12 protein-coding genes are annotated in these 12,645 nt (G+C 59.5%); 9 read left to right on the top strand and 3 right to left on the bottom strand.

From position 1 onward, the window contains the following. Positions 1 to 41 precede the first annotated feature (41 nt). On the bottom strand, positions 42 to 1,142 hold the full coding sequence (locus AAAU26_RS07375; protein ID WP_227619341.1) for an FAD:protein FMN transferase: 1,101 nt from the start codon (positions 1,140 to 1,142) through the stop codon (positions 42 to 44). After that, a complete protein-coding gene (locus AAAU26_RS07370; RefSeq protein ID WP_227619340.1) occupies positions 1,139 to 1,558 on the bottom strand; it encodes a DUF3783 domain-containing protein in 420 nt (139 codons plus the stop codon). Before AAAU26_RS07370 ends, AAAU26_RS07375 begins: the two co-directional genes overlap by 4 nt. A gap of 182 nt (positions 1,559 to 1,740) precedes the next feature. Between AAAU26_RS07370 and AAAU26_RS07365 the strand changes: the two genes are divergently transcribed. Next, a complete protein-coding gene (locus AAAU26_RS07365; protein ID WP_227619339.1) occupies positions 1,741 to 2,754 on the top strand; it encodes a hypothetical protein in 1,014 nt (337 codons plus the stop codon). Positions 2,755 to 3,001: 247 nt separating this feature from the next. Here AAAU26_RS07365 and aroF read toward each other — a convergent pair whose 3' ends face one another. Further along, the gene (aroF, locus tag AAAU26_RS07360) at positions 3,002 to 4,015 is read right to left on the bottom strand and encodes a 3-deoxy-7-phosphoheptulonate synthase (RefSeq protein WP_227619338.1); all 1,014 of its coding nucleotides are present in this window, start codon (positions 4,013 to 4,015) and stop codon (positions 3,002 to 3,004) included. A gap of 291 nt (positions 4,016 to 4,306) precedes the next feature. Between aroF and ybaK the strand changes: the two genes are divergently transcribed. The 8 genes from ybaK to purD all read left to right on the top strand — a co-directional run bounded on the left by ybaK (position 4,307) and on the right by purD (position 12,488). Continuing rightward, on the top strand, positions 4,307 to 4,789 hold the full coding sequence (ybaK, locus tag AAAU26_RS07355; protein ID WP_158387997.1) for a Cys-tRNA(Pro) deacylase: 483 nt from the start codon (positions 4,307 to 4,309) through the stop codon (positions 4,787 to 4,789). Between the two features lie 454 nt (positions 4,790 to 5,243). Beyond that, positions 5,244 to 5,744: a 5-(carboxyamino)imidazole ribonucleotide mutase gene (purE, locus tag AAAU26_RS07350; protein WP_149794091.1), complete on the top strand. Its 501-nt coding sequence runs from the start codon at positions 5,244 to 5,246 to the stop codon at positions 5,742 to 5,744. Continuing rightward, a complete protein-coding gene (gene purF, locus AAAU26_RS07345; protein ID WP_158396628.1) occupies positions 5,744 to 7,222 on the top strand; it encodes an amidophosphoribosyltransferase in 1,479 nt (492 codons plus the stop codon). The genes purE and purF overlap by 1 nt, the downstream gene beginning before the upstream one ends. A gap of 2 nt (positions 7,223 to 7,224) precedes the next feature. Beyond that, positions 7,225 to 8,271 carry a phosphoribosylformylglycinamidine cyclo-ligase gene (purM, locus tag AAAU26_RS07340; RefSeq protein ID WP_149794089.1) on the top strand — a complete coding sequence of 349 codons (1,047 nt, stop codon included), beginning with the start codon at positions 7,225 to 7,227 and terminating at the stop codon, positions 8,269 to 8,271. After that, on the top strand, positions 8,265 to 8,861 hold the full coding sequence (purN, locus tag AAAU26_RS07335; protein ID WP_227619337.1) for a phosphoribosylglycinamide formyltransferase: 597 nt from the start codon (positions 8,265 to 8,267) through the stop codon (positions 8,859 to 8,861). Before purM ends, purN begins: the two co-directional genes overlap by 7 nt. A 154-nt stretch (positions 8,862 to 9,015) precedes the next feature. Further along, positions 9,016 to 9,816: an IMP cyclohydrolase gene (locus tag AAAU26_RS07330; protein WP_227619336.1), complete on the top strand. Its 801-nt coding sequence runs from the start codon at positions 9,016 to 9,018 to the stop codon at positions 9,814 to 9,816. A gap of 25 nt (positions 9,817 to 9,841) precedes the next feature. Then, positions 9,842 to 11,023, top strand: a complete 1,182-nt coding sequence (locus AAAU26_RS07325) for a phosphoribosylaminoimidazolecarboxamide formyltransferase (RefSeq protein WP_015563617.1) — start codon at positions 9,842 to 9,844, stop codon at positions 11,021 to 11,023. A 160-nt stretch (positions 11,024 to 11,183) separates the two neighbouring features. After that, the gene (gene purD, locus AAAU26_RS07320; protein ID WP_227619335.1) at positions 11,184 to 12,488 is read left to right on the top strand and encodes a phosphoribosylamine--glycine ligase; all 1,305 of its coding nucleotides are present in this window, start codon (positions 11,184 to 11,186) and stop codon (positions 12,486 to 12,488) included. The last annotated feature ends 157 nt before the right edge of the window (positions 12,489 to 12,645 follow it).

Below are 12,645 nucleotides of genomic sequence, written 5' to 3'. Positions count from 1 at the left end.
TGGAGCAAGAACCGTGACGAAGAGGGGACTTTCGCTTTCTGTTACTTTTTCTCGTGGTCGGCCCATCCGCTGGACTGGATGACTTCGCCGTCCGGGGTACACCAGAGGGCTTCCACGCCGTCGAGGGACTCGATGAGCTTCTGGCCATCCTCAAAGGACATACAGAACAGGCCGGTGGTGAGGCAGTCGGCTGCGCCGGAGTCGGGGGAGAGGACGCTCACGCTGTCGAAGTAGCGGGCGGGCCAGAGGGTGTCCGGGTCGATGAGGTGATGGTAGCGCACGCCGTCCACGACGTAGTAGCGCTGGTAGTTGCCGCTGGTGACGAGGGCCATGTCGCTCATGTTGACACCGGAGACGTAGGAAGAGCTGGCGGTGTAGACGTCCGAGGCGTTCCACGGGTTCTCCACGCCGCCCGACCACTGGGAGCCGTCGGGCTTTGTGCCGATGGCGCGGAGGTTGCCGCCCACGCTGATGAGGGCGCTTTTCAGGCCCCGGGCCTCAGCGGCCTGTGCCACCATCTCCACGGCGTAGCCCTTGCCCACACTGCCCACGTCGAGGGACATATCCGGGTCGGAGAGGTAGACGGTCTTGGCGTTTTCGTCGATGACGAGGTTTGAGATGTCGCAGTGCCGGGCGGCGGCATTCAGCGCCTCCTGTTCGGGCAGCTTGTTGTCCGCCTCGTTCGTGTTGGCTTCGGCGGCCTCGCGGTAGTCGTGCCAGATGCGGAGGACGCTGCCCATGGCGATGTTCAGCTTGCCGTTTGTGGTGTCGTACATCTGCCGGGCCAGTTCCAGCATCCCGAGAATCTTATCGTCCACCTGAACGGGTGCGACGCCGGCGTTGTCGTTGATGGTCTTGACATTCACCACGCCGTCATAATCGTTGTAGATGTCGTAGAGACGGTGATATTCCAGCAAGTCGGCGTGGAGGGCGTCCATCTGACGGGAGAACTCCTCCTCGCTGTCGCAGTAGGCGATGACCTGCGTGACAGTGTCGAAGGCATCATAGAAGATGGTGCTGTACCGCTGGGCGTCGGCGCTCACGCCCGAAGAGGCGGGTTTCTGGGCCGAGCCGCAGGCGGTGAGGACGCCGAGGCAGAGCGCCCCGGTCAGCAGAGCGGAAACGAAACGCTTGATGCTCATGCCTGCTCCTTTGCCGCAGCGGTGAAGGCGGTATGCTCTTCCGACAGGTGGGCCAGCAGGTCGCCGAAGACCCAGTTCTTGTTGGACGGGGTGACCACGGCCTTGAGGGGGATGTTCACCTGTGCCTGCTTCATGAGGTCCAGCAGGGTGTCGAGGTCTTTCTCCCTGAAGTTCGCCAGCACCAGTGCGGGAGGGTAAGCGCCCGGTTCCAGCACGAGGGTGCGGGAGGCTTTCACCTCCACCTCGCCCAGCAGCTGGGCGACGGTCTTGCCCGCGTCGGCAGGGGAGACGAGGAGCAGCTTCATGCCGAAGGCGGGAGCCATCCCCTCGAGGATGCCCCGGTCGGCGGCGGACAGATTCCAGCCCAGCGCCAGCGGAACGCCGGCGTTCTGGTTGCGTGCGATATGTGCTTTCATAGTGTGAACCTCTTTCTTTCAGAGTGAAGTTTTTTGTAAATACACTATAGTATAGCACAGATAACAGGAAAAGAAAACGACCTGGAAAAGGTGAATAGAAAAGAATGAAGAATCCTTGACAGAAATACAGTAAGGTGGGAAAATGAGAAAAAGCTCTACAAATTTATGAGAGGATGGTATGAATGTTCTTTAATAAACTATGGTCAAGAAAATTTGTAACAGTAGGAAGCTTCCTGTTCTTGGTAATGGCATTTTTCCTGACTGGTTGCAGTGGTAGCGGCAGCGGAGGTGGAAACGCTAACTCCGTAACGATAGAACCGATTGCAGGAAGTCTTGTTCAGCAAAAAATGGCGGGAATCGAGTACTATTCAATTCAAAAGGACTTTAATGTTTGGAACGATACGAGCCACGGTATTACATTAAGTGACAGCGTAACAAATCAGCAGTATCAACAGTGTTTTGGACAATATATCAGCACAGGAAATGAGAACTATCTCAAAATGCTGATAAGCAAAAGTGTTACAGCAAAAGTGGGAAATAAAATCTGTTCGTGTATTGTTATAACAGAAAAGGGCGAACAGACCACGATACCGTCAGGACAGAGTACAAAAATAACGGTCGTGACATATGGACCGACGGATGAAAGTACGCTTGAAATCTATTATAAGGGTGGATTTCAGACGAAGATTCAATATGGCGAAGGCGCAGAAGATTTAGACACAGATTATACGACCACTGGTCATTTAGGAGACACTATTCAGTTAATGGGCAAACAGACCCTGTATGGCGTGGAGGCTTCCGATTCTCATAAATCGTCTTCAGTTTCCGGGAATACTTTGGTCTGCGCGTTGAATCTGAACTGCACCGCCAAGAGCGGCAACAGTGTTCAGGATGGTGATTTTGAAGTTAAAGTCACCAAGAAGTCGGACGGAAAGACTACCACCTATTATGCTGGCAACACGGATAGTACGGGCGATCTCCACCTCTCCCACCAGACCGCCTATCTCGCCGAGGATGCATCCTTTGCGACCGAGCTGACACTGATTGCAACCAGCAGCTTTGCGGATGGCGATACCATTGAGGTCAAGTATTGGCCCAAGCAGAATGCCTCCGAGGGCAGCCCCGTTTACCGCCGTGCATACTGCAGTTGGAAGATCACTGTCTATGAGAAGGACGGCGCTCTTTCCCTCAAGTAATCAGTTCTGAAATGGCTGAGTGAAGTTATTCAACTGCTTGCCCTGATTGGCGGAGCAGTTTTTGTGACCTTTCAGATTACATGGACGATTTCCAACGGCAAAAAGAAATGACCGCCTCTGCCTCCGAAAGCAAGCGGTCATTCTTTTTGACTTAATGCCGGAAGAGCGCTGACCATTTGCTGGACAGTGCCTTCTTTATTTGTAGTATAATCGTTTCAGCGTGAATTGTCAACGCTGAAAGCGTAACTTAGTTCATCTTCTTGCCGAAGAACTCCACTTCCTTACTGATGAAGCCCATCAGCTCATCGAACTGGTCGGGGGTCAGGCTCTGCGCGCCGTCGCACTTGGCCTTGGCGGGGTCGTTGTGGACTTCGATCATCAGGCCGTCGGCACCGGCGGCGACAGCGGCCTTGGCCAGCTGAGGCACCATCCATGCGTGGCCGCAGGCGTGGCTGGGGTCTACGATGACGGGCAGGTGGGTCATCTTATGAAGCATGACTACGCCGGCGAGGTCGAGGGTGTTGCGCATACTGGTCTCAAAGGTGCGGATGCCGCGCTCGCAGAGAATGACGTTCTCGTTGCCCTCGGCCATGATGTACTCAGCGCTCATGACGAACTCCTCGAGGGTGTTGGCGAGGCCGCGCTTGAGCAGGACAGGCTTTTTCTGACGGCCTACAGCCTTGAGCAGTTCGAAGTTCTGCATATTGCGGGCACCCACCTGGATGAGGTCTACGTTCTCGAAGAGGGGCAGATGTTCGGTGTTCATGATCTCGGTGACGATGGGAGAGCCGGTGGCACGGCGGGCCAGCTTGAGCAGGTCGAGACCCTCGCTGCGCATCCCCTGGAAGGAGTAGGGGGAAGTGCGGGGCTTGAACGCACCGCCGCGCAGCAGGGAAGCACCGGCTGCCTTGACGCGCTGGGCGCAATAGGTGATCTGCTCCTCGCTCTCGATGCTGCACGGGCCGGCGATGACGGCAAAGCTGCCGCCGCCGATCTTCACGCCTTCCACGTCGATGACGCTGTCGTCCGGGTGGAACTTGCGGTTGGCCTTCTTGTAGGGCTCCGACACGCGGCGGCAGGTCTCGACCACCGGGTTTGCCAGCACCCAGCTCTCGGCGATGGCCTTGGTGTCGCCGATGAGGCCGAGAATGTGGGTGTCGCTGCCCTTGGAGTCGTTGATCTGCAGGCCCATGCCTTCCAGCTCGGTGCAGAATTCATGGATCTTCTCTTTGGGGGCGTCCTGTTTGAGTACGATGATCATGGCGGGTTCTCCTTTTCCTGTTCTGGTACGGCAGGGGAGATGAGGCCGCCTTGCCGTTGATGTTTCAGTATTGTGAACTTCAGTATCGTGAAGTGATTGGGCATGGACATAGCATAGCACTTCAGTTTCATGAAGTCAATAGCCTTTCCGAAATTTTTTGAATTTTGGGAGAGAAAGTGGTAAAATAAAGTAGCCCTTTCAGGCCGCTTCGCGTCCAGCTTCCCCTTTAGGGAAGCTGTCGAGCAGAGCGAGACTGAGAGGGCCATCCTAACAATTATAGAGGTCTTACATATGGGCAAAGAAGCAAAAACCAACGCCATGCGCATTCTGGAGCGGGCCAAGGTGGCCTACACCGCGCATGAATATCCCCACGAAGAGGGCGTGGCCGTGGACGGCGTGACTGTCGCCGCCAGCATCGGTGAAGACCCTGCCTGCGTCTACAAGACGCTGGTGACGCAGGGGAACAGCAAAAACTACTTCGTCTTCGTCATCCCGGTGGCGGCAGAGCTGGATCTGAAAGCCGCCGCCCGCAGCGTGGGCGAAAAGAGCGTGGCGATGATACACGTCGCTGACATCAACAAAGTCACCGGCTATGTCCGGGGCGGCTGCAGCCCGGTGGGCATGAAAAAGCAGTACACCACCGTCTTCGATGAGAGCGTGCTGAGCCAGCCGAAGGTCTACGTTTCCGGCGGGCGCATCGGTACGCAGGTCTGCTGCGCTCCTGCCGACCTCATCAAGGCCGCACGGGCGACTACGGCAAAGATCATCTTCTGAAAGCCTCTCCCAAGGGGAGAACCTTTAAGAGGATATTTATTATAAAAAGATTTTCTGATAAGTCGTACTTAAAAAGAAAAACAGTGTCGAAACTGCACAAAATTTTTGAAAGTTTTTTGACAGCAGGGAACACAAGGGAAAATTTGTCCGAACGCTCTTTGCAAAGGCGTTTTTTTGCCGTATACTGTAGTCAGACGGCGGACGGAAGAGCGCATGAACTCTTTTTCAGCCGGAGAAGAACAGCGTGGACAACGAGGTTTGCGGAGGATGAGCAGAATGCGAAATGAGCTGCTGGGTACCATGTGCCGTCCCGGTACGGGAATGCATCAGGGGCTCCGTGTAACCTGCTGCGGGTCCAGTCTGTCCAGAATGAAATAAAAGGCCGTGGTGTAAGTGCATCACAGCCTTTTTTGTTTTTCGTCGCGGGAGATAGAGAAAGAGAGGTTGGATACAGATGATTCGTAAAGTGGCAGTCATTATGGGTTCGGACAGTGATTGGCCGGTGGTGAAAGGTGCCTGCGCTCAGCTCAAGGCGCTGGACATCCCCTTTGAGGCGCACATCCTGTCGGCCCACCGCACCCCTGCCGAGGCAGCGGAGTTTGCAAAGAATGCCAGGGCCAACGGCTTCGGCGTCATCCTCTGCGCAGCAGGCATGGCGGCCCATCTGGCCGGTGCTTTTGCCGCAAACACCACCCTGCCGGTCATCGGCATCCCGATGAAGGGCGGCGCGATGGACGGCCTGGACGCCCTGCTGGCTACCGTCCAGATGCCCAGCGGCATCCCGGTGGCCACAGTGGCCCTGAACGGCGCGAAGAACGCCGCCTGGCTGGCTGCTGAGATCCTGGCCCTCGGCGATGAGGCACTGGCTGCGAAGCTGGATGCTGAGCGCGTCGCCATGGCCCGGCAGATCGCCGCCAAGGAAGAAAAACTGCAGAAAGAGATCGAGGAACTGTAATGTCTGATTTTGCATACCCGCTTCACGAAGAGTGCGGCGTTTTCGGCATCTATGACCGTGCCGGCACCGAGGACGTGGCCGCTGCCGCCTACTCGGCCCTGTACGCGCTGCAGCATCGCGGACAGGAGAGCTGCGGCATCGCCGTGAACGACGACGGCGTCATCAACGGCCACCGGGACCTCGGCCTTGTCAACGAAGTGTTCACCCCGGCGGTGCTGGGCTCGCTGGCAAAGCCCACGGCCCACATGGCCACCGGCCATGTCCGCTACGCCACCTCCGGCAGCCGCGTCCGGGCCAACGCCCAGCCCATGATCGTCCGCCATGGCCGGGGTACCATGGCCCTCTGCCACAACGGCAATCTGACCAACGCTCTGGAGCTGCGCCGCCAGCTGGAAAACGAGGGTGCCATCTTCCATGGCTCCTCCGATACCGAGGTCATCTGCTACCTCGTCACCCGCAACCGCCTGCGGATGGGCAGCATTGAAATCGCCATCAGCAAGACGATGGACGTCCTCGAAGGTGCTTACAGCCTCGTGGTCATGTCGGCCACTAAGCTTATCGCGGCCCGCGACCCCCGCGGTTATCGCCCTCTCTGCATCGGCACCCTGCCGGGCGGCGGCTACGTCTTTGCCAGCGAGAGCTGCGCATTGGATGCGGTGGGCGCGACCCTGCTGCGGGACGTGGAACCCGGCGAGATCGTCATCACCGACACCAAGACCGGTGAGCTGCGCTCCATCAAAGACCACTGCGGCCGTCCCGACCGCCAGATGTGCGTCTTCGAGTTCATCTATTTCGCCCGCCCCGACAGCATCATCGAGGGCAGCTCGGTGCATGAGGCCCGCAAGCAGGCAGGCCGCTTCCTGGCTCAGGAGCACCCTGTGGAGGCCGATGTGGTCATCGGTGTGCCGGACTCCGGCCTCGACGCCGCCCTTGGCTACTCTCAGGAGAGCGGCATCCCCTACGGCATCGGCTTTATTAAAAATAAGTACATCGGCCGCACCTTTATCCAGGGCAGCCAGAAGCAGCGCGAGAACAGCGTCCGCATCAAGCTGAACGTCGTGACCAGCACTGTCAAGGGCAAGCGGGTCGTGCTGGTGGATGACTCCATCGTGCGCGGCACCACCTCTGCCCGCATCATCAAGCTGCTGCGGGACGCCGGAGCAAAGGAAGTCCACTTCCGCGTTTCGGCACCCCCCTTCAAATATCCCTGCTACTTTGGCACCGACATCCCCGACCAGAAGCTTCTGGTCGCTACCGGCCGCACGGTGGACCAGATCAACGAGATCATTGGCGCCGACACGCTGGGCTACCTCTCCACGGAGCACGTCGTCCAGCTGGCCCAGAACGCCAACTGCGGCTTCTGCACCGCCTGCTTCACCGGCAAATACGCGGTGAAGCCGGAAGAGGTGCTTTCCACCGATATTCATGAACGCCACCTGAATGACCGTCCCAAGGACGAGAAAAAGTTAGGAGAATAACAATGGAAAAGAGCTATTCGGAAAGCTATGCAGCCGCAGGTGTGGACATCACCGCCGGCTATCGTTCGGTCGAACTCATGAAGCAGTATGTGGCCCGCACCATGAACGAGCACTGCATCGGTGGTCTGGGCGGCTTCGGTGGCCTGTTTGAGCTGGACTGCACCGGCTACAAGCACCCCGTCCTCATCTCCGGCACCGACGGCGTCGGCACCAAGCTGAAGATCGCCATGATCATGGACAAGCACGACACCATCGGCATCGACTGCGTGGCTATGTGCGTCAACGACGTCATCTGCGCCGGTGCAAAGCCGCTGGTCTTCCTCGACTACATCGCCTGCGGCCGCAACATCCCCGAGAAGATCGCCGAGATCGTCAAGGGCGTGTCCGAGGGCTGCGTCCAGGCTGACTGTTCTCTGGTGGGCGGCGAGACCGCTGAGCACCCGGGCATGATGCCGGAGGACGAGTACGATCTGGCCGGTTTCACCGTGGGCGTTGTGGACAAGGAAAAGATCCTCAATAACGAGACCATGAAGCCCGGCGATGTCATCATCGCCCTGCCCTCCACCGGCGTCCATTCCAATGGTTTCTCGCTGGTGCGCAAAATTTTTGACATCGACGGCGACCCCGCCGTCCTGAAGACGGCCCCCGCAGAGCTGGGCGGCAAGACCCTCGGCGAGGCCCTGCTGGCCCCCACCAAGATCTACGTCAAGCCTGTGCTGAAAGTACTGGAAGAAGTGGATGTCAAGGGCATCTCTCACATCACCGGCGGCGGCTTCTACGAGAATATCCCCCGCAGCCTGAAGAAGGGCTGCTGCGCCCGCATCAAGAAGGAGGACGTCCGCACCCCGGCCCTCTTCCACCTGATGCAGAAGACCGGCAGCATCTCTGAGCACGATATGTTCAACACCTTCAATATGGGCGTCGGCATGGTGCTGACCGTCCCCGCTGAGCAGGCCGACAAGGCACTGGAGATCCTCCATGCCAACGGCGAGCCGGAAGCTTACCGTCTGGGCGTCATCGCAGAAGGTGAGGGTGTCGAGCTGTGCTGAACATTGCAGTGTTAGTGTCCGGCGGCGGCACCAATTTGCAGGCGCTGCTGGACAGCGAGGCCCGGGGCGAGAACCCCAGCGGCAAGATCAGGCTTGTCGTGGCCTCCAAACCCGGCGTCTACGCGCTGGAACGCGCCGCTAATGCGGGCGTCGAGGGTGTGGTGGTCCGCCGGAAGGATTACGCTTCCAGTGAGAATTTTGACGCCGCACTGCTGAAAACGCTGAAAGAACATAACATTGACCTTGTGGTTCTGGCGGGCTTTCTGTCCGTGTTAGGCCCCAGCGTCATCGAGGCCTATCCCCGCCGCATCCTGAATATCCACCCCGCCCTCATCCCGTCCTTCTGCGGGCCGGGAATGTACGGCCTGCGCCCCCACGAAGCCGCGCTGGCCCGGGGCTGCAAGGTGACGGGCGCTACCGTCCACTTCGTCAATGAGGAGTGCGACGGCGGGCCTATCCTGCTGCAGAAGGCCGTGGACATCCTGCCCGGCGACACCCCCGAGGTGCTGCAGAAGCGTGTAATGGAGCAGGCTGAATGGAAGCTGCTGCCGAAGGCTGTGGCAATGGTGTGCAGCGGAGAGATTAAATGAGATAACCTCTCAGTCTGCTTCGCAGACAGCTCCCCTATCGAGGGGAGCCTCTGGCGAAGAGGCAAAGCTTTCCGGTATGCCAAGGCCTCCCCTCGGTAGGGGAGGTGGCACGGCGTCAGCCGTGACGGAGAGGTTTAACAATAGGAGAATAACAATGGAGAGAATCAACCTGAACGAATATCTGGCCGCGAACGAGTACCCCGGCCGCGGCATCGCGGTGGCAAAGGCTCCGGATGGCCGTCAGGTGTTCATCGGCTATTTCATCATGGGCCGCAGCGAGAACAGCCGCAACCGCGTCTTCGACCCGGTGTCGGAGCGCGGCGGCATCTGCACCATGGCTGCCGACCCGGCCAAGCTCGAGGACCCCAGCCTCATCATCTATAACCCTGTGCTGACCCTCGGCAAGACCCATATCGTCACCAACGGCGACCAGACCGACACCATCTTTGACGAAATGAGCCGGGGCAAGAGCTTCGCCGACGCCCTGCGCACCCGCACCTTTGAGCCGGACGAGCCCAACTACACCCCCCGCATCTCCGCTGTGGTGTACGCAGACGGCAGCTACCAGATGAGCATCCTCAAGTCTGCCGACGGCAACGGCGAGAGCGTCCAGCGCTATTTCTTCGACTACCCCCAGCCCGTGGCCGGTGAAGGCCACTTCATCAGCACCTACAAGCACAACGGCAATCCCATCCCCAGCTTTGAGGGGGAGCCGCTCCGCTTCGCCTGCCCCCGTACCATCGGCGACTTCGCCCACGGCCTGTGGCAGAACCTGAACCCCGACAACAAGGTCAGCCTCTTCGCCCGGGTCATCGACCTGGAGACCGGCGAGAGCGGCGACATGATCTTCAACAAATACGACGCTGTGTGCAGCGACCTCGACGACCCTGAGGAGCCGGAGCTGCTGCCCGAAGAGCTGGAACTGCTCAAAAAGCTCGACGCCGAGGAAGAATAACCTAAGACACAAGGAGGATGCACCAATGAATGAACTCGCACTGAAGTACGGTTGCAACCCCAACCAGAAGCCCAGCCGCATTTATATGGAGGATGGCTCCGACCTGCCCGTCACCGTCCTGAACGGCAAGCCCGGCTACATCAATTTTCTGGATGCCCTGAACTCCATCCAGCTGGTCAAGGAGCTGAAGGAGGCCTGCGGCCTGCCCGCTGCCGCCTCCTTCAAGCACGTCTCCCCGGCCGGCGCAGCTCTCGGTCTGCCTCTGAGCGAGGTGGAGCGGAAGATGTACCACATCGCCCCGGACATGGAGCTTTCGCCGCTGGCCTGCGCTTATGCCCGCGCCCGCGGTGCGGACCGGATGTCCTCCTTCGGCGACTGGATCGCTCTCTCCGACGTCTGCGATGTGCCGACTGCAAAGCTCATCCAGCACGAAGTGTCTGACGGCATCATCGCCCCGGGCTATGAGCCGGAGGCACTGACCATCCTCGCCGGAAAGAAGAAAGGCAATTACAACGTGGTCGCCATCGACCCGGCCTACAAGCCGAACCCCGTGGAGCACAAGCAGGTCTACGGCATCACCTTCGAGCAGGGCCGCAACGAGCTGGCCATCAACGCCGACACCATGCTGACCAACTGGGTCACCGAGAACAAGACCGTGACCGAGGAGCAGAAGCGCGACCTCATCATTGCCCTCATCACCCTGAAATACACCCAGTCCAACAGCGTCTGCTACACCGCAGGCGGCCAGACCATCGGCGTGGGCGCCGGCCAGCAGAGCCGCATCCACTGCACCCGTCTGGCAGGCCAGAAGGCCGACAACTGGCAGCTGCGCCATATGCCGAAGGTGCTGGAGCTGCCCTTCCGTGACGATGTGGCAAAGCCCAACCGCGACAACGCCATTGATGTTTACATCGGCGACACCCCCGAGGACGTCATCGGTGACGACGTCTGGGCCGAGACCTTCACCCGTCAGCCCGAGCCGCTGACCGCTGAGGAAAAGAAAGAGTACCTGAGCCACGTCACCGGCGTCTGCCTCGGCTCGGATGCGTTCTTCCCCTTCGGCGACAACATCGAGCGCGCACGCCGTTCCGGCGTGACGGCCATCGTCCAGCCCGGCGGCTCCATCCGCGACCAGCAGGTCATCGACACCTGCAACAAGTACGGCATCGCAATGGCATTCTGCGGCATCCGGCTGTTCCATCACTAAAAAGAAAACCTCTCAGTCTCGCTTTGCTCGACAGCTCCCCTAGCGAGGGGAGCCTCTGGCGAAGAGATAAAGCTTTCCGAAATGCCAAAGCCTCCCCTCGGTAGGGGAGGTGGCACGGCGTCAGCCGTGACGGAGAGGTTGAGTTATGAGGTGCGTGAAAATGAGCAAGAAAATCTTAGTCGTTGGCGGCGGCGGACGCGAGCACGCCATCATCAAGGCATTGAAGAAGAGCCCCGACTGCGGCGAAGTCTGGTGTGCGCCCGGCAACGGCGGCATCGGCTATGACGCCCACTGCGTCAACATCAAGGCCACCGACGTGGAAACGATGGTCGGCTTTGCGGAGACGGAAAAGTTCGACTACGTCGTGGTGGCTCAGGACGACCCGCTGGCACTGGGCATGGTGGATGCGCTGGCGGCAGTCGGCATCCCGGCTTTCGGCCCGGACAAGGCCGCTGCCCGCATCGAGGCATCCAAGGTCTTTTCGAAAGACCTCATGAAGAAGTACGGCATCCCCACCGCAAAGTATGAGACCTTCGACGACCCCGCCAAGGTCATGGAGTATATCAAGGCTGAGGGCAAATACCCGGTGGTCATCAAGGCAGACGGCCTTGCGCTGGGCAAGGGCGTGCTCATCTGCGAGAACGAAGAGCAGGCCGCCGAGGGCGTCAAGGAGATCATGCTGGACAAAAAGTTCGGCGCTTCCGGCAACCATGTCGTGGTGGAAGAGTTCCTCACCGGCCCTGAGGTCAGTGTGCTGAGCTTCACCGACGGCAAGGTGGTCAAGCCCATGGTGTCCTCCATGGACCACAAGCGCGCCAACGACCACGACACCGGCCTGAACACCGGCGGCATGGGTACCGTCGCGCCGAACCCCTATTACACTCCGGCCATCGCTGCCGAGTGCATGGAGAAAATTTTCCTGCCCACCATCAAGGCCATGAACACTGAGGGCTGCCCCTTCAAGGGCTGCCTCTACTTCGGCCTGATGCTCACCCCGGACGGCCCGAAGGTCATCGAGTACAACTGCCGCTTCGGCGACCCTGAGACTCAGGTGGTGCTGCCCCTGCTGGAAAGCGACCTGCTCAAGGTCATGACCGCCTGCACCGAAGGAACGCTGGCCGACACCGAGGTCAAGTTCTCCGACGGCGCTGCCGCCTGCGTCATCCTCGCTTCCGGCGGCTACCCGGTGGCCTACGAGAAGGGCAAGCCCATCACCGGTCTGGTGGACGGCCAGCTGCCCGATGAGCCGAACGTCACGGTCTACCACTCCGGCACGGCCATCACCGAGGACGGCCAGCTCGTCACCAACGGTGGCCGTGTGCTGGGTGTGACGGCCACTGCGCCCGGCCTGCCCCGCGCCATCTCCATCGCCTACGAGGCGGCGGAGCACATCCACTTCGACAAGCTGCACAAGCGCACCGACATCGGGATGCGGGCGCTGAAAGCGCTGGCAGAGAAAGAATAAACCTCTCAGTCTGCTTCGCAGACAGCTCCCCTACCGAGGGGAGCCTCTGGCGAAGAGCTTAAGTTTTCCGGTATGCCAAGGCCTCCCCTCGTTAGGAGCAACAACGACGACCGCCGCCAGTGGCGGAAACAGGGAGTCGCTGTTGGGGCCGCGGCCA

Source organism: Faecalibacterium longum, from assembly GCF_040094125.1.
GTDB lineage: Bacteria > Bacillota > Clostridia > Oscillospirales > Ruminococcaceae > Faecalibacterium > Faecalibacterium longum.
This window is presented reverse-complemented; position numbering and strand designations above follow the sequence as displayed.

Bases quoted from the DNA above. Each gene is read 5' to 3' on its own strand.
- AAAU26_RS07375 (WP_227619341.1), bottom strand. From the start codon at position 1,142: ATGAGCATCAAGCGTTTCGTTTCCGCTCTGCTGACCGGGGCGCTCTGC.
- AAAU26_RS07370 (WP_227619340.1), bottom strand. From the start codon at position 1,558: ATGAAAGCACATATCGCACGCAACCAGAACGCCGGCGTTCCGCTGGCG.
- AAAU26_RS07365 (WP_227619339.1), top strand. From the start codon at position 1,741: ATGTTCTTTAATAAACTATGGTCAAGAAAATTTGTAACAGTAGGAAGC.
- aroF (WP_227619338.1), bottom strand. From the start codon at position 4,015: ATGATCATCGTACTCAAACAGGACGCCCCCAAAGAGAAGATCCATGAA.
- ybaK (WP_158387997.1), top strand. From the start codon at position 4,307: ATGGGCAAAGAAGCAAAAACCAACGCCATGCGCATTCTGGAGCGGGCC.
- purE (WP_149794091.1), top strand. From the start codon at position 5,244: ATGATTCGTAAAGTGGCAGTCATTATGGGTTCGGACAGTGATTGGCCG.
- purF (WP_158396628.1), top strand. From the start codon at position 5,744: ATGTCTGATTTTGCATACCCGCTTCACGAAGAGTGCGGCGTTTTCGGC.
- purM (WP_149794089.1), top strand. From the start codon at position 7,225: ATGGAAAAGAGCTATTCGGAAAGCTATGCAGCCGCAGGTGTGGACATC.
- AAAU26_RS07330 (WP_227619336.1), top strand. From the start codon at position 9,016: ATGGAGAGAATCAACCTGAACGAATATCTGGCCGCGAACGAGTACCCC.
- AAAU26_RS07325 (WP_015563617.1), top strand. From the start codon at position 9,842: ATGAATGAACTCGCACTGAAGTACGGTTGCAACCCCAACCAGAAGCCC.
- purD (WP_227619335.1), top strand. From the start codon at position 11,184: ATGAGCAAGAAAATCTTAGTCGTTGGCGGCGGCGGACGCGAGCACGCC.